Below are 25,913 nucleotides of genomic sequence, written 5' to 3' on the forward strand. Positions count from 1 at the left end.
ATTTATGAGAATAGGTAATACTAAGTTAGTTTTATATGATTTTATAGCTTTTGAATATAAAGGATTAGAATTGTATTTAAATAGAATGGCTTTAAAGGGATGGAAGTTGAAATCTATTAAAACAGGAGGCATTTTAAAGTTTAAAAAGATAGAGCCTAAGAATATAAAGTATGTGGTAGATATAGTTGATGAAATTTCACTTTTAGATGGTAAGAATAGTGATTATGCTTTAGAATATAGAGAATATTGTGCTGAAGCAGGATGGGAGTTTGTATGTGAAAGAAATAAACTTCAAATTTATTGTGCTGAAGAATATAAAGAAAATATAGAAATACAAACTGATGAAGAAATGAAATTTGAAAGTATCTATAAGGCTTCTTTAAAATATATTTTAATCACGCTAATTGCACCTATAATACTTTTTATTAATCAATATATAACTATTAAAATAGATGAAGATGCATTATTTTTAGCTAGTAATATGGATATGATTTTAATGGCACTTATGGTAGTGATGTTTATAGAGGGAGGAGCAAATCTTACTAAATTTATAATTTGGTATAGAAAAGGTAGTAATGCATTGAAGAATGGGAAGAGAGTATCCTACGGGAATCCTTTGCTTTTAAGAACTAAGGTTATAGAATCAGAGATTTTGCGACCTATGGGGTTAATAATTTTTGCTGGACTTATCTTTTTTGGTAATTTAAATAATAAGATTACTTTATATGTTATGGTGGGAAATATTATAATTTTTTTATTATCAATAATTATATTTAATAAAGTTATGGATAATAAAATTACTAAGAAGAAGAAAATAATTATAGGTACAGCATCTATTACTATGCCAATAACTATATTTTTAATTACCGTTGTCTATATTATATTCAATGGAAATATTGATTCAAATAAATTTAATAATGTTAATACACCTCTTATTTTAAGTGATTTTACTAATAAAAGTTCTAAAGCTTATTATCTTGATATATTAATAGGAAAAAACAAAGTAATACAAATAAGAAATATTAATGAAAAATTTGCTGAAGAGGAATTTTTAAATATGGTTTATGAAAAGGGATTAAAAGAGTTAAGTATATAATTTTTTGGAAATTATTATTTTTTGATATAGGATTATATATAGTATAATGAAGTGTAAAAATCAAAACTATTTATAGAAATTAGGAGAATTTTATGGCTGATTATATAAAGACTTATTCAAAAATTAAATTTGCACCATTAGAACCAAAGGAAGAAGATATTTTAATTGATGATATAGCACATGCATTATCTCTTGTGTCTAGAGCAAATGGACATTTTGAAGAATTTTATTCAGTGGCACAACATTGTATATTCTGTTGTGAAGAAGCTTTAGCTAGAGGATATGGAAATAAGGTAGCATTAGCTTGTCTTTTACATGATGGAAGTGAAGCTTATCTTGCAGACATAACAAGACCAGTAAAGAAAAATCTAGAAAAATACTTAGAAGTAGAAGAAGTTTTACAAGAAACTATTTATAAAAAGTTTATAGGAGAAGAATTAACAGCAGAGGAAAGAGCACAAATAAGTTCTGTAGATAATAGTTTATTATATTATGAATTCATACATTATATGGATGAAAAGCTTGAAATGGAGGCAGAACCATTAGTAAGTAAGCCAGATTTTAGATTTATGGAATTTAAAGAAGTTGAAAATCAATATAAGGAACTTCTTAAGAATTTAAGTAAAGTTATGGCTTTTGCTACTAATAATTAGGATGTTAAATGGACAAGCTATTTAATGAGAAAAAAGAAGTTATCTTAATTATATAGCTAGATAAAAGCAGAGAGGATGTATTTGTAATTTGATACATCCTCTTTTAAGGTTTAATATTTTTTCACCAATTCAGTTAAAGGTATAATAGAAGATTTATTTGTAAAAGAAACTACTTTTCCATAGGTTTCTAAAAATTCTTTGTTTTCATCTGTTAATGTTTTCGGGTCTTTTTTCTTAAGAGATGATTTTAGCACTGCCATCATTATTTTGTGTATAGGTGTTAATTTTTTATAGTTTACATTTCCTCTAAAATGAAAAAATTTAATTTTTTCTATCATATCTTTATTAAAGATTTTTTCTATACTATTATTAAAGGCTCTAAGGTTTTCTTTAGCTGTTGGATCAGCAAGTCCACAGGTAAATACTATTATGTTTTTATTTTTTATTAGTTCAAAGTTTTTTACTATTAACTTTATTCCTTTTATACTACCAGCATAAAGCCCTCCACCATAGATTATGGTGTTATATTCTTTTAATTTACTTAAGTTGACTTTATCTCTTTCAAAAAGGTCAGCAGAAAGTTCTTCAGCTATCCATTGAGCATATTGTTTTGTAGAGCCATATTTAGAAGTATATATAACTACTATTTTATTCAATTTTTTAATCCTCCATAGAATTACTTAAGTAATATTTAAATTATAAATATATAATACCATATTTTGGATAAATAAGTGATAATAAAATAGTTATTTATATAAAAAGAATTTTAAAACCTTTTTGTAAAGTTTACTTTACATATTTTGAGAATTAATTTATAATATATGTAAAGTTAGCTTTACATTATTGAAAATTAATAGTACAAAGATAATTGTATTTAAAGGTGGTGTTTAGTTGAAAAATAAATTAGAAGAGATACGGAAAGAAAATGGGTATACTCAAGAGGAATTAGCAGAAAAATTAGGGGTATCAAGACAAACTATAAATTCTCTAGAAAAAGGGAAGTATAATCCATCAATTATATTAGCTTTTAAGATAGCTAAGTTTTTTAATTTATTCATAGAAGAGATTTTTATATATGAAGAGAATTAATTTGTCTTTAGTGAAAAGGGATTATAATTAAGGGATAATAGTTAGATATATTAAATTAAGGGGAGAATTTAATTTGAAAAAAAGAGAAAGAGTAATCAGTTTGACGAGTATTATAATTGGTGTTATTTTTTTAGCTATTGTATTCATTGTATTTGGGGAAAGCAGATTTAATAATGTATCAGGTGTTTTATTAGGGAGTGGAACTTGTTTTTTAACCTATGGAGTAGGATATTTTATAAAGAGTAGAAGATTTAAAAAATACCCTAGTGTTAAAAGAAAATTAGATATAGATAAAAATGATGAGAGAAATATTATGATAAAGGAGAAATCTCAATCTAAATCAAATAATATAACTTTTTATTTGATGATTTTTTTATTGATTATATCAATATTCTTTAAACTTCCTAGTATAGTTAAGGTAATATTAGGGATTTTAATAGTTTTCAATATTATTTTAGATATAGTTTTATATAGACATTATCAAAAGTATTTATAGAATTTTTAAACCTTCAATGATTCTAAAAAGATGGAAACATTGGAGGTTTAATATATTACAAAAAAATTAATAATATGTAACTAAAATGAAGAAAAATTTATTATTACCATATAGTATGATAAATTTGACAACTAAATATAAACTAAGACTTAATTCAGATGGAGTTTTCACTCTAGTTAAATTTTAGTAGTTCTTATCTAGGAATTTATGTCTGTTTATTTCTAACCTATAGAAGTTTGGATTACTATAGACATTAGTTATTAGATAAAGTAACAGGACTATATAATAGGGAGGATAATACAAATGAAAAAGATTGCTATATTAGGATTAATAACAACAGCAGCTGTTGGAACTTCTGTTTCATCTGCAATTATTCATAACAATAATAATGATAATAATCATCAGATTAAGAATAATAAAACACTATTATCAGGAGTAAAGTTAGGTATAAAAACTAATCGAGCTGTAGTTATTAATGGTAATGATAGATTGAACTTATATGGAACAAGCAATGGAAAAGGAATTGTTTCTAACTTATCTGCGGGAGAAATGCTTACAGTTTTAGGTGGAAATAAAAATTTTACAAAGGTTGAGGTTCAAGAAACAGGAATTGTAGGTTATATATCTAATAGTAATATTAAGAATATATATAATGCTGAAAATATTGAAATGTCTACTTTAGAGGGAAGTGGAACCATAGTTAATGTAAGTACAGCAGTTAATTTAAGAGCGGGGGCTGGAATAAATTCTTCAGTTATTAAAGAAATTAAAGGTGGAAGTTCAGTATCTATATTAGGAAAACAAGGACAATGGTATAAAATCAATGCAAATGGAAGTGTTGGATATATATATGGTGACTATGTAAGCCTTAATGTGGGAGGGAACATATCAAAAAATAATGATACATCATTAATTAATAGTAGCGTTAAAAATACTTCCATTTCAAAAAATCTAAATACATCCAATATTGCAAAGGGAGAAATAGGTTCTTTAAATGGAGAAAAACCTGCTAATAGAAATATAAAAGTATTAGGAAAAACTAGTACAAATACAGAGAAAAATCAATTAGAGGAAGTAGGAAGTAAAGAAAAATTAAATACTGTTACTTCTAATAAGAATATAAGCAAGGAAAAGAATATAACTAGTGGTAATTTAGAAGGAAATAATGTAAAGAAAAATTCAGAAAGTAAAGAGGGGACTGAAAAGAATAAAACAGCTTATATAACTAATGTCAAAGTTAATAGTGCGCCGATTTTCTATGTATCAATGGATGGAGAAAAAACTTCTTGGCAGTTAGAAAATGGACAAAAAGTTATGGTATTAGGGGAAGATCATAATAACTACAAAATAAAAGTTATTGATTCTGGAATTACAGGTTATGTAAATAAGAATAATATTACTTTTAAGAACAATGAAAATGATATACATCCAAATGATAATAAATTACTTTCAAGTTATTTTGGAACGTGGACAGTTGGAAAACAAATAGGTTACATGATTGGAGAAGGTGGATATTTTAAATCTTACGAGGGGAACAAATTAGTAATGACAAAGGATATGTTTTCATTTATGGGGACAACTATAAAGGATCCAAATTACTATATAGTAAATATGGGTGTTGGAGAATACTTTGGAAATTCGAAATATGATAAATTTGGTGATTTAAAAACTAATAAATATGGTGAATTAGAAGTACTAGCAGTATTACCTAGCTCAGAAAAAGTAACTAATAAGGAATTCTTAAATAAAATTCAGTGTAATCCTTCTGGAATTTTAATATCAGGAGACAGTCTTGTTACTTTTGGAGGAGGAACTAATAATGCATCACTTAATGAATGTTTAAGAGGAGATGTTAAAGTTAAGGTTCCAAAGGTAGATTTAAGTAAGTATATTGGAAAGTTAGCCTTTGTTAATGAAAATAATTGTTATATATATAAAGATTCTAATGTAAATTCAGAAAATAGTTCAGTTAAGTATGGTTCCTATGGAACAATTGAAAAGATAGATGGAAATTGGGTATATTTAAAGGCTTCAGGAAAAGGTGAAAGTTTAACAGGCTGGATGGAATTAAGCGATTTAAGATTAATAAATAGAACTGATGCTCAACTTCAAAATAGTGATAAATAATATAATTGAAAATTAAAAAACATAGGTAGTATGAATTTTAAGAAATACTTACCTATGTTTTAGACTCTATATAGATTTTGCTGAAAGCATTTCTGTATAGAGTTTTTTTACTGCTGGAATATCAGCAGGTGCCCAGTTTAATGTTTTTAAGTATTCAATAGGCATCCAAAGTAATTTGGCATGTTCATTAGCTATTGGTTGTCCTTTTATTAATTTACATTTTACAGCTATTAAGTTAACTATAACTTTTTCATATTCATGAGTATTTTCATGAAATTCTGATATAAATTCAATATGGCAATTTAGCTCTTCTTTAATTTCTCTAACTATAGCATCATCTATACTTTCATTTTCTTCAACTTTTCCACCGGGAAATTCCCATAGTTTAGACATTGACATTTCTTTAGAGCGAAGAGCACAAAGAATTTCAGCATTTTCATTTTCTATTATTGCAGCTACAACTTTAATAGTTTTTTTCATAAAATCACCTCTTTAGAATATAGAATTTACTGTATAAAATTTTAAATTTACTATAATTAATAGTAACATAAACTGAAATTTAATTCAGATAAAAAATGGTAGGGAGCTTTTAAAGCATATTAAATTTCAATTAAGAATGTAGCAATAACGCCTAAGAATAATATTATAGCACCGACAATAAATGAGATTAAGAAACCAAAATCATTAATTGTATAAGTAGATAATATAGGGGCCAAACTAGTTCCTAAAAATAATATAAAAGTATGTAAAGAAAGAGCATTAGCTCTATGGTTGCCACCAAGCAATCCAATAATAGAAATAAGACTAGGAACCGCTAGTGCTATGCCAAGGACAAATAATATACTTAGTATGGTAAGAAGTGCTATATTATTTGTGAATCCAAGGAGTGCAAAGGAAACAACTGATAATAGAATAGAAAACCTTAAAACTGGTATATTATTAAATCTTTTAATTAATTTATTAGAAAGAGGAGAAAAGAACATTCCAATAATACCTATAAAATTTATATACACTACATCATTATTATCTAGATTAAAAGTAACTAATAAATCATTAAGTGATGTATACATATAAACAAATGATAGTAGTATAACAAAGGATATAATATAGGCAAATCTTAGATTTTTAATTTTTATAACATTTTTTAAATCCTTAAAATTATTAGCTATGGACATATTAGGATTAGCAATAGGAACAGCTGGAATAAAAATATATAATATTATAAAAGTTAAAATATATATAAATGAAAATAAAAAGAATATATATTTCCAATTAAAATAGTTTGATAGTATCATACTAACATCTTGCCCTAAAATACCAGCCATTAAAAATCCAGTACTGATGAAACTTATAGCTAAAACTTTTCTATCATTAGGGAAAAAATCCATTATATAAGCCAAAGCAACTGGTGAAAAAGTAGCTGCTGCTAGTCCTTGTAAAGCTCTAAAAATTATTAAAAGAGTTAGATTATTACTGAATCCTGCAAGTAATGAAAAAATTGATAAAAATATAAGTCCAAGCAAAATAATTTTTTTTCTACCATATTTATTAGAGAGTGCTCCGTAAAATAAGCAACCAATAGCAAAGAATATTGAAAAGATACTGCTTGTTAGTGTTGCATTAGAAGTATTAGTACTAAAGTAAGTTGAGAAAGTATGTATTAAGGGGATTGTCATATATAAAGATGACATTACAACAATACCACCCCAAAGAAGAAGCAACATTACTAAGTTATAATTTTTGTCTTTAGTTTTATTAATCATAATTTTAAATACCTTTCTTGAATTTATAATGTAACAATAGTTACATGTAACTATTGTTACAAATTTATTTAAATTATATTCTTTAAAAAGGAATGTGTCAATAAGAATTCAATAAAAAAACTATGAAGTTATAATAACTCCATAGTTTTTTAGATATTTTCTTTTTTATAGACTAAGGATGCAAAAAGAGATACTTTATTTTCTATTTCTTCTAAAAAGAGTTCAGCATCTTTAGCATTAGAATTATTAAAATAATCTCTGTTTTTTATTTTCTTTAGCCATAATTTTAATTTTTTCAAACTTCCTTCAACTTCTTCAAGCTCAGAGAAATTAAAATTATTTTCATTTATTTCTGTATCAACCTCGTAAATTAGATGTTTACAATTTTTGATAAATTCATCATACTCGCTGAATGATTGGTTTGTAAATTCAGATATTATATCATTTTCATCAGATTCATTAATAAATTGAAGTTTGCTAAGTGTTGATTTCCCATCAAAAGAATCTTTTACTAATTTATCTAATTTATTTAATTTAGTTAAGATATCATCTCTATTTGGCAATAGGGCAACACCTTGTTGTAAATAGATAGCTCCTAAATTTTTTAATGACCTCCAAATATAAACTCTATTTTTAGAAGGTTCACTAGGAATTTTATAGCTAAATGATAAAAATTCTATAGACATTTTCATGTTCCTTTCTAAGCTCTATAAATTCAATTAAAGTAATAGTAAAGTCTATACTCTATTATAACACATAGGTTTTTACCTAGAAGCATTTTATATAAAGAAACTATAGAGAGAGAATCATATGATTTATATATAGAAAAATTGGGAGGAATAAATTCTATTCTCCCAATTTAAGTTAACTATTTAATTAATTATTTTATTATCTTACTTTTTTCTTTTAAGAAATCATTATAGTTATTTGTGAAGTATTTTTGATTTCCATTTAAAATGTAGTAAAGATAATTTGTATTGTCTGATTTTAATGCAGCTTCAATAGCTTTCTCTCCAGGGTTACAGATTGGACCTATTGGTAAACCTTTATGAATATAAGTATTATAAGGTGAATCAATCTTTAAATCTTTATCATATACTTTGTCCACATGTTTACCTAAAGCATATATTACAGTAGCATCCATTTGTAGAGGCATTCCTGCTTTTAATCTATTATCAATTACTGATGATATAAGTTTCATATCATTAAAGTTTTTTCCTTCACTTTGTATGATAGAGGCCTTTGTAACTACGGTTTCTATTTGAGCTGGAGTTATTTTGACACCAGTTTCTTTCATTGATTGATTCAAACCTAAAACAAACATATTTATCATATTTTGAATTATATCATTAATATTTTCACCTTTAGTGAATTTATAGGTTGTAGGGAAGAGATATCCTTCTAATTGATATCTTTTGCCATTAACTTTCTTGATGAATTGAGGTAATGGATAATTCTCAATATCTTTTAAAATTTCTTCTTGTGATCCAAATCCAAATTTAGATAATTTAGTTGCAATTTGGTCAACTGTATAACCCTCAGGTATGACAACATCTATGACATTAGGGTTTTGCTCATTTAAGATATTTAAAAATTGTCCTAAAGTAACACCACCTTTTATTGTATAATCACCAGGAGTTAATCTAACCTTTGTTCCACTCATAGATATATCTAATTTAGCTAAATCACTATGATTAATAACCCCTTCATTAGATAAATTATCAATTAACGTAGAAATATTTTCATTACTATCAATTGAAAAACTTATGTTACCTTTAGTGTTAAAAGGAGTTTTACTAACTGATTTAGTCATTAAAGAAATTATAGCTATAATTACTATAATAATTATTACTATTATTCCTCCAATAATTAGTTTCTTCTTATGTTTCATTTTAATTCCACCTATTCTATTTATATGTTATATATAGATATATTACTATAAGATGTAAATAATAGCTATTATAATTTTTATTATAAAAAAAGAACCTTATAAAGTAGAGTATTTAACAATAGGCTATATATTATTTTGAAGTGTTTTTATTTATATTTATAATTACAATAATAAAGTTTTAATATGATAAAATTGTAGAATGATAGAAAATTAAAATAAAGGAAAAAGAAATAAAAAAACTTCTTAAGATACCAATGAATAAGGAAATACATTTAGTTACATCATTGGGCTATTATGAAAATACTTCTCCAAGGAAAAGGGAAGAAAGCAATTAGAAGAAATTCTTGATTTTAATGAATATAAATAGACTAACTTTTAAATAAAAAATAGGGATTAATGATTGGAGTATAAATCACCAGATTTAAAGTTTACAATTATTTTATCTATTACAGGAGTTAAATCTTCTTCTAGTTCTTTAGGATATTTTAGAGTAAAGCTATTTATAGACTTTGGGCCTACTACACTATATTTGCAGTAGGCTTCATTTTCTTCAGAACCTGCAATTATGTAGTAATTTTCAATTAGATATTTGTAAGTTACATTTCTACTTTCCTTCAAATTTCTTTCAAAAGCAAGTCTTGGAGTTTCATTAAGTGTATTATTAGAGCCAAATGCATATAAAGAAATAGTAGAGGTTTCATTTTTTAAAGTAATTGAATTATCATCATTGGAGCATATTTTTTTTGTAAGAAAAGCTGGATATTCTAAAGAAAATCCATATTTAGTATTAGTATAAGTTTTATATTCTAGAGTATTGTTTTCTTCTATAGTTTTTTGAGTAATAGAATTTTTAGGAGAAAAACAATTTTTAGAAGGGCACAATAAAGTCATTAAGAATTCCATTAAAGATACAACTACTATAGTTATAAGTACTAGAATAATTGAAAGTTTTTTATTTTGCTTCTCTAATTTATCATCCATAAATTTTTCTCCTTTCTCATTAGCACATGAGATATTATTTATAGTTTTTCAATTTATAATTTGAATTATACAGAGAAAAATGAACTTCATTTTACAATTAATTCCTGTAACATTCCAATTGTTTAGAATCTAAGATAAGGAGGTACAGATTATTGTAATTGATAATTTTATATGAATATTTTACACCATTGATAGTAATTTGTTTGAGGAAATATAATGAATGTAGGGAAAAATGTATAATAGAGGAATAATTATAATAATATATTATCCTTAGACATTATATGTACATATAATAATAGAAAGAAATTTTTTGTGAGGAAATATTTATGGCTAATAGTGGCAGACTTAAAGTCCATTGTTTTCTTGGGAATACTTATTTACCAATATCTGATGTGAAGATTTTGATATATTATGCAGATACAACAAGGAATACTCAAGAGCTAGTTAAAGTTGTAAATACTAATAGAGAGGGCTATGTTGATAATATTGAACTAGAGGTTCCAGATACTTTTAGTAGTTCTGGAGAACCTACATTACTTTACGGAGTTTATAATTTAGAGTTAAGTAGAGATGGATATAGAAGTCTCATAGTTAGAGGAGTGCAGGTTTTTCCAAATAGGATAGCAATTCAAAGATGTTATTTAGAAAAAGGATTTCCTCATGCTTGTAGTAAAGTGTTTATTGAAATTCCAGAGCATAAACAGATTAAGCAACAATGTTCAAAGATAGCACCACAATCTTTAACTACTTTAAGACTTAAAAAGGAAGAAAAACATTCTAAAAAAAGTAAAAGTGATAAAAATATGAGAGTTTTAAGCTCTGTGGAAGTTCCATCAGTTATAACAGTGCATGCTGGAGATCCTTATAATAAGTTAGCTCCAAATTATACTTTAGATTTTGTTGATTATATAAAAAATGTTGGTTCTTCTGAACTTTATCCAACTTGGAATTCAGATTCTTTAAGAGCAAATATTTATTGCATAGTATCTTTTGCACTAAATAGAGTTTATACAGAATGGTATAGAAGTCAAGGGTTTGATTTCGATATAACTAGCGATACAGCTTATGATCAAGCTTTCAATTATGGAAGAAATACCTATAATACTATTAATGTAATTGCTGATCAGCTTTTTAAAAATTATTTGCAGAGACCAGGAGAAGAAGCACCATTTTTATCTGAATTTTGTAATGGCACAACAAGTACATGTCCAGGATGGTTAAGTCAATGGGGAAGTCAATATCTAGGCGAAAATGGTTATACTCCTTATGAAATTTTGACTTATTATTATGGAAGTAATTTGAATATATTGGAGGCGCAAACTGTAAAGGGATATCCAGTATCATTTCCAGGGTATCCTATAGGTTTATGGATGGAAGGTAATAGTGTAAAAGCTATACAAAACCAATTAAATGAAATTGCAGTGCATTATCCAGCAATACCTAAGTTGACTGTAGATGGAATATATGGTCCTAAAACAGAAAACTCAGTAAAGATATTCCAAGGAATTTTTGACTTGCCAAACACAGGTATTGTAAATAGTGCAACTTGGTATTCGATTTCAAGGGTTTATGTAGGAGTTACAGGAATAGCAAATTAGGGTGATTTAGTTCTAAATATTTAATATAGCACAACTAAAATATGAGACTTATTTAAAAGTATGAGGCTGTTTATTTTCTATTTACAGAAAATAAACAGCCTCTAGCTATGGGATAAAGATATTTTTCATATATATCTAACTTTTATTTTATATTTAAATTTATTATAACCAAAGTTTACAAAGGGAAATTAATTCTACAGCTATAATAGTTAATGATACTATTATAAAAGTATTTTTAATTTTTCCTCTTTTTTTTATATTAATATTTTTTATAAACATAAATAAAGACCTCTTTTTTTATTTCTATATATCCAAATATAATAATAATGTATTTCTATGAAAAGTAAAAACATTGTATATGAATTTCTTTTGAATTTCTATGTATAAATATTTAAATAAAATCACAAAATTAAATAAAAATGATGTTTTAGGATATGTGATTTTAAAGGAGAATACAAAAGATGAGAATATTTAGACGACAAAGTGCAGAAATATATACATCTAAGGAAGAAAAAAAGCATAGAACTTTAGGAGTATTTGATTTAACCTTATTGAGTATAGGCGCTGTTATTGGTACTGGAGTATTAGTTTTACCAGGGGTAGTAGCTGCAACTATGGCTGGACCTGGTGAAGTATTTTCTTATATTATAGCAGGAATAGCGGCATTTTTTGTGGTTTTGTGCTATGCAGAATTTGCATCATCTATACCTAGTGCAGGAGGGTCCTATACCTATGCATATGTTTCTTTAGGAGAAATAGTTGGATATCTTGTTGGAAGTACAGTTGTTGTTGGATATATAGTTTCATTAGCTTTAGTTTCCAATGGATGGGCATCTTATTTTTATGAAGTGCTTAAAGAATTTGATATAGTTTTGCCTTTATGGATGACAGCAATACCGAGCTTAGGTGGAATTATCAATTTGCCAGCTACCCTAGTAGTTCTTTTAATGACTTATATTTTATCAAGGGGAACACAGGAAAGTAAGTTATTTAATAATATTATAGTGCTTATAAAACTAGCAATAATATTAATTTTTTTAGTGATAGGTTTTTTTAATTATAATAGTGAAAATCTAAAGGTACTTTTGCCAAATGGCATTTCAGGAGTTTTTTCAGGAGCGGCAGTATTATTTTTAGCATATACAGGTTTTGATGTAACTGCATCAGCAGCAGAGGAAACAAAGAATCCACAGAAGACAATGCCAAGAGCATTAATATTATCAATAAGCATATGCATAATAATATATTGTTTAGTTGCCATAGTTCTTGTATCTATGGTTAATTATAGTGAATTAAACCAAGCAGATGCTTTAGCTTATGCATTATATAAGGTTGGACAAAATTTTGGAGCTTTAATATTATCTATAGGAGCTATACTTGGAATATTATCTATAATATTTGGTATTGCCTTTGGCGTATCTAGAATATTAGCTACTTTAAGTAAAGATGGATTAGTACCAAAAATATTTGAAAAGGAAAATAAAAAAGGTGTTCCCTATGTGGCACTATGGTTTTCTGGAGGAGTAGGAGCATTACTTGCTGGGTTTATAAATTTAAATATACTTGCAAATTTTACTTCTATGGCATTATTATTTGCATACCTTATGGTTTCATTAGGACTTATAGCTTTTAGAAGAAATAATCCAATTTTTAAAAGGGGATTTAAAACACCATTAGTTCCTTTAACACCAATAATATCAATATTGTGTTGTGGATTTTTAATGTTTAGTTTGCCTAGAGAAACATTATTATATAAGTAATAGATTCCTTTAAAATTCAATAGCACATATAACGAGAGAAAGTTCTTGAGATAAATCTATAATAGAACCTATTCTACTTTCTATGGGGCTTTCTATGATTTCTAAACATGGTCTTAAGGGATAAAACTGATGTAATTTTAAAACACATCCTATTTCACCGTTACTAAGTTTGACAAGAGTTCCTTTAGAGTATGGAAAGAGAACCTTAGCAAATACTTTTGTTACTTCAAAATCAAACATTATATTAGCATTAGAAAGTATAAATTCAAAGGCTTCACTAGGACACATTGCTCTTTTATAAGGTCTATTAGAGGTAAGGGCATCGTAAACATCTGCCACTGCAACTATTTTAGACAAGAAAGCTATTTCATCGCTTTTCAAACCAAGTGGATAGCCACTTCCATCAACTTTTTCATGATGCTGCACAATTATATTTCTGCAATTTTTGTTGATGTTATCATTTGTTAGGACATAATCAAATCCTTTTTTAGGATGAGTTTTAATTATTTCAAATTCTTCATCAGTAAGTTTACCTGGTTTTTGGATAATTTCTTTTCCTACAAAAATTTTCCCCAAATCATGTAATAGTGCTCCAATACATAAATCTATTAAATCTTTTTTTGGAAGATTAAAGCCCGTGCCTATTACTGTTGAAATTAATGCTACATTAACGCTATGTTGATAGGTATAGGCATCCATTGTTTTTATATCAACAAGACCAACTAATAGATTTTTGTTAGATATGACACTATCATAAAGTTCTTCAGCTAATTCTTCTATGGATTTTAAATAATTTTCTTTTTGTTCAATGAGCTTCATTTTATCCTTAAAACTACAATGAGAAGATTCAGAAGATATTCTGCTAAAGGTACTAAAAACATCTTTCACTAATAATATAGATTTTTGTTTAAGTTCAGGCGAAATAATTTCTTCTATTTCTTTATCCGTATAGTTATCTGTTATATAAAGTGAGTAAATTTTTAAATTTTTAATTCTATTTATTAAGGATTTTCTTAATTTAGTACCTTTTCTTAATAATATTCTTCCTTCAGTGTCATAAATAGTTTTTGATAAATAGCAGCCTTCAGGAACAGATTCAATTGGAACTAAACGCATTTACAACCTCTTTAAAGAATAATAATTTATTAAAAAATACATGAATTAATATTGCTCTATATGTTTATCGTATGATAAATGTGGTTTCTTTAATTTTTTTCATCATTATATTCAAATTTTAAAAATCAATAGAATGTAATTAATATATTTTTAACTTTAGTTTCTAATGTAATTTTAAATTTTACTATTGTTATTGTTTACATTTGATATTCTCATAGTTATTCTTTAGAGATATAACAATCATGATTATTTTGTTGTTGAAATATATACTTTTTGGTGAAAATAGCATATAATTTCTATTAGAGTAATGAAGAAAATATGGATTTTTTAGGTTTACAAATGAGGAGGAGAAAAATGATTTTAGATGTTAATGGAATAAAGTTAGATGTAGAATATAGTATTACTGAAAATGGTAGAGTATTAATTTCTAAGGTAAAAAAAGAAGATAAAGTATTAGAGTCAAATTCAAGAGGTGAGTATTTGATGATGACATTAAATAACATGTACTTCACCGTAAAAAGAGAGCAAATAATAAAAGCTTTACCTGAATATAGTACAGACCTTTGGTAAAACAAAAAACATCATCTTGTAGAGTGAAAAATATAAATTTGATTTAATTTACATTTACACTTTATAAAGGTAGTACATATTGTATATATAATTTTTAGGGTGTCTATAGCAAAGGACACCATTTTCTATTTAAATTTTCTATTTAAATAGAAAATTTAAATGATAAATGCATATATATATAAGGAGGAAAAATTTATAGAGGATGATTTGAGTTGGAAATAGTATACCCTAATGAATTTTTAAATTTTATAGGAAATGATGAGAGTTATAGAGAGGATGAATACTTAAGAAGTAAAAAGAAAATATCTAGGCGAGCTTACAGAGAGTGTTTATTAGATCCTTGTGATGTAACAATGCTTATTATAGATGAACAACCACAAATGTTTTTTGGTATAGAAAGTAATTCTAGATTAAATGTAATGAATAATATTGTAGGGTTAGTAAAAGCAGCAAAGATATTCAATATTCCTGTAATATTAACTACTGTCGCAGAAAAAGAATTTTCAGGACCTATTTATTCAAAAATTCAAAAATTATGTCCGAGACAAGTTCCTATAAATAGATCAACTTTAAATGCTTGGGAAGATGAAAGGGTTAGACGTGCAGTTTGTGAGACTGGTAGAAAAAAATTAATTATAGCAGGGTTATGGACTGAAGTTTGCGTGACACTACCTACATTATCTGCAATTTGTGATGGATATGAAGTATATGTTGTTACAGATGCTAGTGCAGGTAGTTCAAAGGAAGCACATGAAATGGCTATTAATAGAATGATGCAATGTAAGGCTAAAATGGTAACTTGGCAGGCGGTTTTATTAGAATTTCAAAGGGATTGGAATAATAAAGAAACTTATGATGCTGTAACTAAAGTTATAAGAGAACATGGTGGGGCTTATGGCCTTGGAATTGAATATGTAAAAGAAATGTTTAGCAAATGTAGAGAATAATATTTAGAGGGGTTATCAAATCAGCACCTTAATTTATATTACTTTTATAAATGTATTTTTTCGGCTACCGAGATATCTAAGGTACAAAATGATGAACTTATTAGATAAAAGGCAGAGAGGATGTATTTGTAATTGGATACATTCTCTCTATTATTAAAATACAGTTCAGTAAGAAAACTTTAAATTTTATTTAAATTAAGTTTATGTTTTAGCTGTTTAGAAAGATATTTTTATGAGCTTACATTGCAGCTTTGTAGATAGCAATAATTTCTTCTTTGCTACCTTTTCTAGGGTTAGTTAAAGAACAAGCATCCTTTAATGCATTTGTTGCAAGAATTTCAAAGTCAGATTCCTTAACACCAAGTTCTTTAAGTCCACTTGGAATTCCAACTTTAACTGATAATTCTTTTATTAATTTTATGCAAAGAGCAGCACCTTCTTGTGGAGATAGCCCCTCTATGTTTCCACCTAGTATTTTGGCAACTTTAGCTAATCTTTCAGCTGACACAGTACTATTGAATTCTTGAACATGAGGTAATAATATAGCATTACATACACCATGAGGTAAATTATAGAATCCACCTAATTGGTGAGCCATTGAGTGAACATATCCAAGAGATGCATTATTAAATGCCATTCCTCCAAGATATTCAGCATAAGCCATCATATCTCTAGCTTCAATATCTTCACCATTTTCAACAGCTCTAACTAAGTATTGACTTATAAGCTCAATTGATTTTTCAGCACAAGCATCTGTAATAGGAGTAGCTATAGTTGAAACATAAGCTTCAATTGAGTGTGTTAAAGCATCCATACCTGTTGAAGCAGTTAACGATTTAGGCATAGCAATCATTAAAAGAGGATCATTAACAGCCATTAGAGGTGTTAAGTGTTTATCAACTAAAGACATTTTAATGTGTCTTTCTTCATCTGTTATAATAGCGAATAAAGTCATTTCACTACCTGTACCAGCAGTAGTATTTATGCTAACTAAAGGTAATTGAGGTTTTTTTGATTTATCTATTCCTTCGTAATCTTTTATTTCACCACCATTTGTAGCAAGTAGGGCAATTCCTTTAGAACAATCATGAGCAGAACCACCACCTAAAGAAATTATAAAATCACAATTATTTTCTTTTAATTTCTTTAATCCATTATTAACATTTGTAACTGTAGGGTTAGGTGAAGTTTCATCATATATACTGAATGAAATATTATTCTCTTCTAACATTCTAGTTATTTTAGATACTAAACCTATTTTATTAAGAACTTTATCTGTAACTATAAGGCAATTTTTAAATCCTAATTTTGCTATTTCTGTTCCTGCAGTTTTAAGACAATCAGGTCCCATTAAACTAGTTTGTGGCATAAAAAATTTATAATCCATTTTAAAACCTCCTAAGATGTCAATTTTATTTTGAGTATTTAAAGGTCTAAAAGATTTAATTGATAGTTAAAACTTTAACAATACTCTCTATGCCTTTATTTTAGTTCATAACACTCCTTAAAACTATCTCATTTTTGTTAATAAATGTTGCATTTTTTACATTATGTATATATTGATAATATTATTTTGATTTTGTAGAATAATTAACTAAATATTCAATTATATATAATCAATTTTTCTATAACTTTATTGAAAAAATATATATTATACTAGAATAATAGGGAAAAGGATTTTTTTAAGTTAAGCTTAGGGTATGGATATTATTCATGAAATAAAGTTTGGGAATTATTATTATTATACATTATAGGTTGACATATATTAAATTTTAAAGTAATATAAAATACAAATTATAAAGAGGAAGTGATTTTTATTAAAAGTCTAAAGGAATTGAGAATGACTATTAATGATAAAGAAGCTGATTTATATTCTAAAACTAATGAACTTAGAGAATACTATAAAACAGTTATACACATTTTGCCAGATAAAAGTGAGCAAATTATAAACGATACTGGAGATAAATTTGCCTCTTTATTCAATGAAATAAAAATCTTAGAAGAAGAAATAGTTAGATTAAAGTTAATTCTTCAAGATTATAACTCACAGAAAATAATAGAAATAGATGGTGATAAAAGAAGTATTTTAGATATTCTTGCTGAATTAAGATCTGTAAGACATAGAATGGAATTTTTAGAAGAATTAATAAAAATAAGACCATCAATAAGAAGAATAGATATTCAAAATAGTGAAAACTATTACTATGAGAAGTCTAATTTAAATTATGATGTTAAAAATATAGTAAAAGAAAGAGATAAACTAAGAAGTTTAGCTAATAAATATGAAGCAATAATTGATGGTTATAATTCAAAGGAAATAATTAATATGTAGCCTGTGTATTCTATGTTTTTAGACATAGTTTTATATAGAGTATATCACTTTAAATATTTTAATGAAATTAAATTTGGGAGTAACATTAAGTTTTACACATTTCACAATTAACATTTTTTTATTTTTACCAAGTTACAAGTCATATTTTAATTTGATTATATAATTAATTTTTAAAGTAAAGCAAACATTAAAATACAAAATGGGAGTTAGCTTAAAATTTTCAAAAAGTGATATACAGAAAAAAGAGACTATTTTAAAAGAGAATTTTTTCTCCATTGAAATAGTCTTTTTTATTTATCTAACTTTTATTTAAGTTTATGAAATTATTATTTTTTTGTTCCATATACTATATAAATATGTTCTTCATCTGTTACATTTTTAATAGTGAAAGAAGAACTTATTAATTCAGCTACTTCCGAAGCTGGTTTAAGACCTAATGAAATTTCATTAGCAGTTCTTTTATGATGGTCGTTTAAAGGCTTTCTTCCCATACCATGGCAAATTACAAGTTGACCATCTTTATTTAATAGTGTTGAAATATGATTAATAAATTTTTCTGGTTCTAGGAAATGAGGAAATGCATTATATATAATTATAAAATCGAATTTCTCATCTTTTATGTTAAATATGTTTTCACATAAAAACGTTATTCTAAAATCATCATATTTACTTTTAGCTTTTTCTATCATTTTTTCAGATAAATCTACAGCTAAAATTGAATTTGGATTATGAGGTAATAAAAATTCTTCTAATACACCAGTGCCGCAAGCTATATCTAATATTTTTGAATTATCTTTAAGCTCTGCTGTTTTTAAAATTCTTTCTATTTTCTCAGGATCGCCCTTTGATTGGTTATCCCAATCTGCTGCTAAGTTGTTAAAAAATTCTTTCATTTTATCCATTATAAACACCAGCTTTCTTTAAAACTCTATATAAATAAGGGACTATAATCCATTGTAGTATTATTCCAGGTAAACCTATAACGAAAACTACGAAAAGTAAATGGAAAAACTTATGCGTAGGAAGCCCCATAAATATTACAAATAAACCAGCATAAAGTAAGTTACCTATAATTTCTGCAATAATTAAGTTTAAGAAACTATTTATTTTATTTCTAAGTAATCCAGTTATAAGCCCCATTGCTCCTAATTGGAATAACATAGTTAAAGCAATTGGTAATGGTGGCATACCTGTTAGGAAACTAGATATTATAGGAGTAAAGACACCTAGAGCTAGTCCGTATCTCCAACCTAATATAAGACCACCTAATAATACTGTTAAATCCATTGGTGAAAAAATAGTTCCCATTTCTCTACCGAAAGCTGTGAAAAAATGTGGTAAAATTAGTCCTATAGCTAATAGCAATCCAGCTGATGTAAGATTTCTTGCTAAGCCATTTTTTGTTGTTGAGTTATTCATAATTTTCTCCTATGTATAATTGGTTTGTTATTGATAATATCTTATCAATTAATATTATATTACTAAGTAAAAATTAATGCAATATTTAAATAAAATTCATAAAAAATTAACAATTGAGATAAAATTAATCTAATTTGATTAAAATATTAATTATAAAAGCTATACCTATTTTATCTAATAACTAGAGGTGTAATATTCATATCTCCTACTTAACAGGAGATAGACTTATGTGTATTTCTAGTAGAAGTTGATTAAGAATTTAGATAGAGTTAAAATTTCATTTTAATTAAGTCTAGCTTTATTTAGGTATAGCCTCAAATAGAGAACTTTAAATTAAGTGAAATATCACTTTAATAAATAAAGTAAGAATATTTAAAGAGAATTATTTTTTCATAGATTGTTATAAAGCTGTCATTTGTTGATAAATATAATAAAATGTAAAAAATATTTTAACTTTATTGAATTATTAATTAAATAGAATTAAAGAAAATTTTATTTAAATGATTATATGTTATAATAATAAATTTATAAAATAGAATGGTTTTTAAGAAAATTGTGTTTATTATAATTATTAGACCTATTTAAATAAATAATTTAAGATTAAATTAGGTTATATTAATAAAATTAAAGGAGAAGATGAGTGTTATAGGCATGAGTGTTAGAAGAGTTAATATTATTAATGTAACTTTAATTTTATAAAGAAAAGGTGAGACTTATGAAATATTACTTTAAAAATTTGAATTTAATTGATGGAACAGGAAAAGATATTATAGAAAAAACTAATATGTTAGTTGAAAATAATAAGTTAAAGTATATAGGCAAGGATATTAAAGTAGAAAATGACTTTGAAGTTATAGATTTGGAAGGGAAGTATGTTATTCCAGGAATTATAGATTGTCATGTTCATTCTTTTGTAGAGACTAGTGGAAAGATAAATCCATTGACAACTATGAATAATCCAGTGTTTCTAACAGCAATAGCTATGAAAAATTTAGAAGAGTTATTAAAGTCAGGGGTTACCTATATAAGAGATGTTGGAGCTATTAATGGATATGATATAAAGTTAAGAGAATTATTAAAAATGGGGTATATAAAAGGACCAGGAATGAAGTGTTGTGGACAAGTGATAACTATGACAGGAGGACATATGCATTTTATGGGGAGAGAAGCAGATGGAGAGGATGAAGTTAGAAAAGCTACAAGAGAAGCAATAAAAATGGGAGCAGATTTTATTAAAATGGCTGCATCAGGGGGAGTTTTAACTGCGGGTAATGATGTAACAACCTATCAATTTAATGAAGATGAAATAAGAGCTGCTGTAATTGAAGCTCATAAAGCAAAGAAAAAAGTTGCTACTCATTCACATAGTGTAATGGCTATAAAAAATTCAATTTTAGCTGGAGTAGACAGTATAGAACATGGTTCTTTAATGGATGAAGAGTGTATAAATATGATGTTAGAAAATGGTACATACTTAGTTCCAACACTTAAAGCTTCTTACAGTATAATAAAAGCAGGTGAAGAAAATAGTTTGGCTAAAAAAGAGGGTTATGAAAAAGCAATGATGTTATTTGAACATCAAAAAGCAAATTTTAAAAAAGCTTATGATACTGGTGTTAAAATAGCAATGGGAACAGATTCAGGAGTTCCTGGTAATAAATTTGGAGAAAGTGCTATAGAACTTGAACTAATGGTTCAATGCGGTATGAGTGAGAGTGATGCAATAAAAGCGGCAACAAAAACTTCATCAGAGCTTTTAGAGATAAATGATGAGTATGGAACAATAGAAGAAGGAAAGTTTGCTGATTTTATTGTATTGAGTGAAAATCCTCTAAAAAATATAAAAGTGCTTCAGAAACCTTTAATGGTTTATAGACATGGGGAATTAGTTAAATAAATGGATATTAGCTATCTGATAAATAGTTTGTTATATAAATTTTCTAAAATATCAATGAATATACTTGATAAAGGGAGAAGTGGGATATAAGATAAGTAAGGAAATATATACTGAGACTTAATTTAAGGGGAATTTTTCTTAATAGAATGATTTCAGTGTAGTATAGGAGGCTTTTATGAAGAAGATTTATTGTATAGGAGAATTATTAATAGACTTTGTATCAACTGATGGAAATAATTATAGTAAAAAACCAGGAGGAGCTCCAGCAAATGTAGCTGTAGCAGTTAGTAAACTAGAGGGTCAATCATATTTTTTAGGAGCAGTTGGTGAGGATAACTTTGGAGATTACTTAGAAGAGGTATTAAAAGAAAATAAAGTTAATTGTGATTATCTAAAGAAAGTAGGAAAAACAACTTTAGCTATTGTAACTTTAGATAAATCAGGAGAAAGAGCTTTTAATTTTTATAGAGGGTCTGATGGAGAATATATTTTAGATAATAAAATTAATATAGGAAAAAATAGCATAGTACACTTTGGTTCAGCTACAGGGTTTTTAGAAGGAAAACTTAGGGATAGTTATTATAAACTTCTAGATAGAGCTTATGAAAGTGGAGCTATAATAAGTTTTGATCCAAATTATCGAAATATGCTAATAGATAATAGATTTTTAAAAGAGTTTATTAATCACTGTGAAAACTTTATGAAAAAAGCAGACTTTATAAAAATAAGTGATGAAGAAGTAATGTTATTAACAGAAGAAAATAACCTAGAAAAAGCTATTGAAGTTTTAAAGTCTAGAAATTACAAAGCTGTAATAGCCATAACTCTTGGAAAAGAAGGTACTATGGTTATAGAAAATAATAATAGCTATAAAGTTGCTTCTATTAATATAGAGCAGAAAGATTCAACAGGAGCAGGAGATGCTTTTGTTGGAGGAGTTTTATATATGTTAAGCAAAAGAGAAGATATAACTTATAAGGAAGCTATAGAATTTGGAAATAAAGTAGGAGCTATAACCTGTGAAAATTATGGAGCTATACCATCAATTCCAACCTTAAAAGAAGTTAAGAGTAGATAATAGAATTTTAAATAATGTTTGTATAAAGTATAATAGATAAATTATTTAAAATAACAAAGAGAAAGTATTCTAGAAGATTAACTTATTATGCAAAAAAAGAGGGGGTTTTCCTCTTTTTATTTTTATTAATTTTATTTGATATTATTAATAACATCATTTGGTATAGTAAATTCCACAATCCCCATATATCCTGGAGATACTTCATATTCGTTAAATGATATAACTAGCTCACCTTTAGTATTTATATAGAAGTTTTGATTTTCTTTTATTTTAGTAAAGTTATCAAAATTAATAGATTCGTCGTCTATAAAATATATTTTTTGAGGATCTTTTTTCATTTCATTTTTCATTTGTTCTTTTATATTTTCAGAAATTACATCAATATAGTTTTTACCAGCAAAAATTCCTTTTAGTGATAAAACAGTATTATTTTTTTTATCTATAGTATAGTATTTTACAGTATTGTATCCAGAAGCTTCTATTTCCTCAGTAGCAATTTTTAATACCATATATTTATTATTATTTACTATAATATCGTAATCAGAAGAGATGTATATTTTTCCTTTATTATTAATTATTTTATTAAATAATTCTTTCCCTTCTTTTTCAAATTCTTTATTAAGCGTAAATTCTAATTCCTTATTTGTTAATCCTACTATCTTTGGTATGGAAATATTTCCATTTTTATTTGTGGATTCAATTTTATAATTAGTGAAATCAATTATATTAATAATTCCACTTATTATTGGAACTTTCTTTAAATTGCTTGCGAATACCTCATTAATATTAATTCCAATTATTAATATTAGAATTACAATTGAACATACTCCTATTTTTTTTAGTGATGTTAAATTTTTATTTTCTTTTTTAGAAAGAGAAAAATTTTCAGTTAAATTTATTATGATAATTTTAAGATGATATATTAGTCTTATATTTTTGTAACTTCTTTTCATAATTTTACCTCTTAGAACTGTAATTATATATTTAATTTTTTATTATAGGTATGATGTTGTTTTATTATATTATTTTTTAAATTTTTGACGTTCATATCTTTCTTTGCCTTCTTCATAAGCTAATTTTTCTTCATCTGTTTCAATTATTAGCTCAGGAACAAGTGTTGGTTTTCCATTTTCATCTAAGGCAACCATAGTGAAGTAGGCAGTTAATGCTCTATTTCTTCTACAGGCTCCAACACATTCTAAACTTTCCACTTCAACAACAACTTTAACTTGCATTGAAGATTTACCAACATAAACAACTTGTGCAGTACAAGTAAGAAGGTCACCAATAAAAATAGGAAGATGAAACTCTAGTTCATCAACTCTTGCTGTTACTGTATTAGTATTAGCGTATCTTCTTGATGAGGCATAGGCAGTTGAATCCATTATTTTCATAACTTCACCACCGTGCATATTTCCAGCTATATTTGCTTTATGTGGCCAAACAACTTCGCTCACTACTATTTTGGAATCTATAGATCTTTTTTGCATATAAATATCCTCCTTAAAATATTATCTGTAATAGTTAAAAATAAATATTATTTCAATTTTATATTGAGTTATAATAAATATTTTTTCTAATTTTGAAAAAATTATACTTGTTTTAAAAAAGGTATATTTTATATTGATAATTTTAGTTATTGGAATATAAATCTAAGGAATAAACTTTATTTATATGGAAAATAATAGTAATATTATAATTAGATTTAGGAATAGAGGGGTAATATAGTTATGGAAGGAATTGAGAGTGTAAAAAGGGCTAATGAGTTTAAAGAAGGACTTAAAAAGGGCATACCTATTGGTCTTGGATATATATCAGTATCTATAACCTTTGGAATGTTAGCAGTGAGAGGTGGCTTAGATATTGGCACTGCTGTACTAATATCTATGACTAATTTAACTTCAGCAGGACAGTTTGCTGGAATAGACTTAATACTTAATAATGCAATATACATAGAACTTGCATTAACAACATTTATTATAAATATAAGATATTCTTTAATGTCCTTCGCTATTTCACAAAGATTAGAAAAGGTTTCTCTATTAAAGCGGATGATTTTAAGTTTTGGAATAACAGATGAAACTTATGCTTTAGCATCTCTTGAAATGGGAAAATTAAGCTATAAATTTATGTTGGGTTTAATAACTTGCCCCTATTTAGGATGGGTTATTGGAACTTTTATTGGAGCAATAAGTACAGCTTTTATGCCAGTAAAGTTACAAGATTCTTTAGGAATAGCCTTATATGGAATGTTTTTAGCTATAATAATTCCAGCAAGTAGAAGGGATAATGCTGTATTAAAGGCTATTGTAATTTCCTCTTTAATGAGTATAGGCTTTTTTTACTTCCCAGTATTAAAAAATATATCTGGTGGATTTTCAATAATAATATGCTCTATAGTTGGTGCTATGATTATGGCTAAATTAAAACCAGTTAAGGAGGAAAAGTAATGTATTTAATGATATCTTTAATAATTTTAGCTGTAGTTACTTATATACTAAGAGGTGTTCCTTTAATAATAAATAAACAAATTGAATCTAATTACATTAAGTCAGTATTATATTATATGCCCTATTGTGTTTTAGGGGTTATGACATTTCCAAGTGTAATATATAGCACGAGTAATGTTGTATTTTCAGTAATTGGAGCAATTGTGGGAATAATTTTAGCTTATAAGGGAAAAAGTTTGATTAAGGTTGCTATGGCAAGTGTTGTAGTCATATATTTATTGAATATTTTATCTGAAATTTATTAATTCATATTAAGGAATAAAGGATTATAAGAAATGCATAAGAATTATGTTCATTAGTTTTTTGTAGCTAATGAACATAATTCTTATGCATTTTATTTGTAAATTTATTACATAAAATATTTAAAGAAATTTAGTTGATTATTTAAAAATATACATATAAAAAGTCTAAAATTTTATTACTATTATAAAAGTTCATAAAGTTAAAGGAAAGTAAAAAAATTATATTTTTTTTATAAATATGCATAGAATAAGTAATTTTTACGAAAAAATGAATTATTTATGTATAAAGTATGAAGATGAATGATGAAAATATGACTAATTTTATTATTTTAAGTGGTTTAATATTTT

The 25,913-nt window shown here is 26.2% G+C and carries 26 protein-coding genes; 14 read left to right on the top strand and 12 right to left on the bottom strand.

Annotated features, from left to right (window positions below; translation table 11 throughout):
• The first annotated feature begins 4 nt into the window (after window positions 1–4).
• Together ARA19_RS06760 and ARA19_RS06765 are read left to right on the top strand one after the other, a co-directional pair.
• Window positions 5–1,096 carry a DUF2812 domain-containing protein gene (locus ARA19_RS06760; protein WP_055070209.1) on the top strand — a complete coding sequence of 364 codons (1,092 nt, stop codon included), beginning with the start codon at window positions 5–7 and terminating at the stop codon, window positions 1,094–1,096.
• 92 nt (window positions 1,097–1,188) lie between these two features.
• Window positions 1,189–1,749: a hypothetical protein gene (locus tag ARA19_RS06765; protein ID WP_055070210.1), complete on the top strand. Its 561-nt coding sequence runs from the start codon at window positions 1,189–1,191 to the stop codon at window positions 1,747–1,749.
• Window positions 1,750–1,859: 110 nt separating this feature from the next.
• Here the strand turns inward: ARA19_RS06765 and ARA19_RS06770 are convergent, their stop codons facing one another.
• On the bottom strand, window positions 1,860–2,405 hold the full coding sequence (locus tag ARA19_RS06770) for a flavodoxin domain-containing protein (protein ID WP_055070211.1): 546 nt from the start codon (window positions 2,403–2,405) through the stop codon (window positions 1,860–1,862).
• 235 nt (window positions 2,406–2,640) lie between these two features.
• Here ARA19_RS06770 and ARA19_RS06775 point away from each other — a divergent pair, with 235 nt between their 5' ends.
• From ARA19_RS06775 to ARA19_RS06785, 3 genes are all read left to right on the top strand, one after another.
• Window positions 2,641–2,838 (top strand): helix-turn-helix transcriptional regulator, encoded by a 198-nt coding sequence (locus tag ARA19_RS06775; RefSeq protein WP_055070212.1) that lies wholly within the window; start codon window positions 2,641–2,643, stop codon window positions 2,836–2,838.
• Window positions 2,839–2,911: 73 nt separating this feature from the next.
• The gene (locus ARA19_RS06780) at window positions 2,912–3,334 is read left to right on the top strand and encodes a hypothetical protein (RefSeq protein WP_055070213.1); all 423 of its coding nucleotides are present in this window, start codon (window positions 2,912–2,914) and stop codon (window positions 3,332–3,334) included.
• 303 nt (window positions 3,335–3,637) lie between these two features.
• Window positions 3,638–5,461, top strand: a complete 1,824-nt coding sequence (locus ARA19_RS06785) for an SH3 domain-containing protein (protein ID WP_055070214.1) — start codon at window positions 3,638–3,640, stop codon at window positions 5,459–5,461.
• Between the two features lie 66 nt (window positions 5,462–5,527).
• On the opposite strand, the gene ARA19_RS06790 is transcribed toward ARA19_RS06785, so the two are convergent.
• The 5 genes from ARA19_RS06790 to ARA19_RS06810 form a co-directional block, all read right to left on the bottom strand.
• Window positions 5,528–5,941: a (deoxy)nucleoside triphosphate pyrophosphohydrolase gene (locus ARA19_RS06790; protein ID WP_055070215.1), complete on the bottom strand. Its 414-nt coding sequence runs from the start codon at window positions 5,939–5,941 to the stop codon at window positions 5,528–5,530.
• A gap of 119 nt (window positions 5,942–6,060) precedes the next feature.
• The gene (locus ARA19_RS06795; protein ID WP_055070216.1) at window positions 6,061–7,224 is read right to left on the bottom strand and encodes an MFS transporter; all 1,164 of its coding nucleotides are present in this window, start codon (window positions 7,222–7,224) and stop codon (window positions 6,061–6,063) included.
• A gap of 149 nt (window positions 7,225–7,373) precedes the next feature.
• Window positions 7,374–7,910, bottom strand: coding sequence for a Chromate resistance protein ChrB (locus ARA19_RS06800; protein WP_055070217.1), 537 nt, complete (start codon window positions 7,908–7,910; stop codon window positions 7,374–7,376).
• 194 nt (window positions 7,911–8,104) lie between these two features.
• Complete coding sequence (mltG, locus tag ARA19_RS06805; protein ID WP_055070218.1) at window positions 8,105–9,115, bottom strand: endolytic transglycosylase MltG; 1,011 nt, start codon at window positions 9,113–9,115, stop codon at window positions 8,105–8,107.
• 393 nt (window positions 9,116–9,508) lie between these two features.
• Window positions 9,509–10,096 (bottom strand): hypothetical protein, encoded by a 588-nt coding sequence (locus tag ARA19_RS06810; RefSeq protein ID WP_055070219.1) that lies wholly within the window; start codon window positions 10,094–10,096, stop codon window positions 9,509–9,511.
• Between the two features lie 326 nt (window positions 10,097–10,422).
• On the opposite strand from ARA19_RS06810, the gene ARA19_RS06815 reads away from it, so the two are divergent.
• A complete protein-coding gene (locus ARA19_RS06815) occupies window positions 10,423–11,694 on the top strand; it encodes a peptidoglycan-binding domain-containing protein (RefSeq protein WP_055070220.1) in 1,272 nt (423 codons plus the stop codon).
• Between the two features lie 461 nt (window positions 11,695–12,155).
• Window positions 12,156–13,454, top strand: coding sequence for an APC family permease (locus ARA19_RS06820; protein ID WP_055070221.1), 1,299 nt, complete (start codon window positions 12,156–12,158; stop codon window positions 13,452–13,454).
• Window positions 13,455–13,463: 9 nt separating this feature from the next.
• On the opposite strand, the gene ARA19_RS06825 is transcribed toward ARA19_RS06820, so the two are convergent.
• A complete protein-coding gene (locus ARA19_RS06825; protein ID WP_055070222.1) occupies window positions 13,464–14,570 on the bottom strand; it encodes an HD-GYP domain-containing protein in 1,107 nt (368 codons plus the stop codon).
• 354 nt (window positions 14,571–14,924) lie between these two features.
• Between ARA19_RS06825 and ARA19_RS06830 the strand changes: the two genes are divergently transcribed.
• Window positions 14,925–15,140: a hypothetical protein gene (locus ARA19_RS06830; protein ID WP_055070223.1), complete on the top strand. Its 216-nt coding sequence runs from the start codon at window positions 14,925–14,927 to the stop codon at window positions 15,138–15,140.
• A gap of 212 nt (window positions 15,141–15,352) precedes the next feature.
• A complete protein-coding gene (locus ARA19_RS06835; protein WP_242862404.1) occupies window positions 15,353–16,087 on the top strand; it encodes a hydrolase in 735 nt (244 codons plus the stop codon).
• Between the two features lie 238 nt (window positions 16,088–16,325).
• On the opposite strand, the gene yiaY is transcribed toward ARA19_RS06835, so the two are convergent.
• On the bottom strand, window positions 16,326–17,474 hold the full coding sequence (yiaY, locus tag ARA19_RS06840) for an L-threonine dehydrogenase (protein WP_055070224.1): 1,149 nt from the start codon (window positions 17,472–17,474) through the stop codon (window positions 16,326–16,328).
• Window positions 17,475–17,927: 453 nt separating this feature from the next.
• On the opposite strand from yiaY, the gene ARA19_RS06845 reads away from it, so the two are divergent.
• Window positions 17,928–18,419: a hypothetical protein gene (locus ARA19_RS06845; protein ID WP_055070225.1), complete on the top strand. Its 492-nt coding sequence runs from the start codon at window positions 17,928–17,930 to the stop codon at window positions 18,417–18,419.
• A 326-nt stretch (window positions 18,420–18,745) separates the two neighbouring features.
• Here the strand turns inward: ARA19_RS06845 and ARA19_RS06850 are convergent, their stop codons facing one another.
• Together ARA19_RS06850 and ARA19_RS06855 are read right to left on the bottom strand one after the other, a co-directional pair.
• Window positions 18,746–19,321, bottom strand: a complete 576-nt coding sequence (locus ARA19_RS06850; protein ID WP_055070226.1) for a class I SAM-dependent methyltransferase — start codon at window positions 19,319–19,321, stop codon at window positions 18,746–18,748.
• Window positions 19,314–19,838: an ECF transporter S component gene (locus tag ARA19_RS06855; RefSeq protein ID WP_055070227.1), complete on the bottom strand. Its 525-nt coding sequence runs from the start codon at window positions 19,836–19,838 to the stop codon at window positions 19,314–19,316. The genes ARA19_RS06850 and ARA19_RS06855 overlap by 8 nt, the downstream gene beginning before the upstream one ends.
• 715 nt (window positions 19,839–20,553) lie before the next feature.
• Here ARA19_RS06855 and ARA19_RS06860 point away from each other — a divergent pair.
• Entirely contained in the window at window positions 20,554–21,735 is a 1,182-nt protein-coding gene (locus tag ARA19_RS06860) for a metal-dependent hydrolase family protein (RefSeq protein WP_055070228.1), read from the top strand.
• Between the two features lie 175 nt (window positions 21,736–21,910).
• Entirely contained in the window at window positions 21,911–22,813 is a 903-nt protein-coding gene (locus ARA19_RS06865; protein WP_055070229.1) for a carbohydrate kinase family protein, read from the top strand.
• A gap of 131 nt (window positions 22,814–22,944) precedes the next feature.
• Here the strand turns inward: ARA19_RS06865 and rsiV are convergent, their stop codons facing one another.
• Both rsiV and ARA19_RS06875 read right to left on the bottom strand, forming a co-directional pair.
• Window positions 22,945–23,766: an anti-sigma-V factor RsiV gene (gene rsiV / locus ARA19_RS06870; RefSeq protein ID WP_055070230.1), complete on the bottom strand. Its 822-nt coding sequence runs from the start codon at window positions 23,764–23,766 to the stop codon at window positions 22,945–22,947.
• 69 nt (window positions 23,767–23,835) lie between these two features.
• On the bottom strand, window positions 23,836–24,303 hold the full coding sequence (locus tag ARA19_RS06875) for an acyl-CoA thioesterase (protein WP_055070231.1): 468 nt from the start codon (window positions 24,301–24,303) through the stop codon (window positions 23,836–23,838).
• Between the two features lie 240 nt (window positions 24,304–24,543).
• Here ARA19_RS06875 and ARA19_RS06880 point away from each other — a divergent pair, with 240 nt between their 5' ends.
• Window positions 24,544–25,263, top strand: a complete 720-nt coding sequence (locus ARA19_RS06880; protein WP_055070232.1) for an AzlC family ABC transporter permease — start codon at window positions 24,544–24,546, stop codon at window positions 25,261–25,263.
• Window positions 25,263–25,568 (top strand): AzlD domain-containing protein, encoded by a 306-nt coding sequence (locus tag ARA19_RS06885; protein WP_055070233.1) that lies wholly within the window; start codon window positions 25,263–25,265, stop codon window positions 25,566–25,568. The genes ARA19_RS06880 and ARA19_RS06885 overlap by 1 nt, the downstream gene beginning before the upstream one ends.
• The last annotated feature ends 345 nt before the right edge of the window (window positions 25,569–25,913 follow it).

The sequence above is a fragment of the Clostridium massiliamazoniense genome (assembly GCF_001403635.1).
Lineage (GTDB): Bacteria > Bacillota > Clostridia > Clostridiales > Clostridiaceae > Sarcina > Sarcina massiliamazoniense.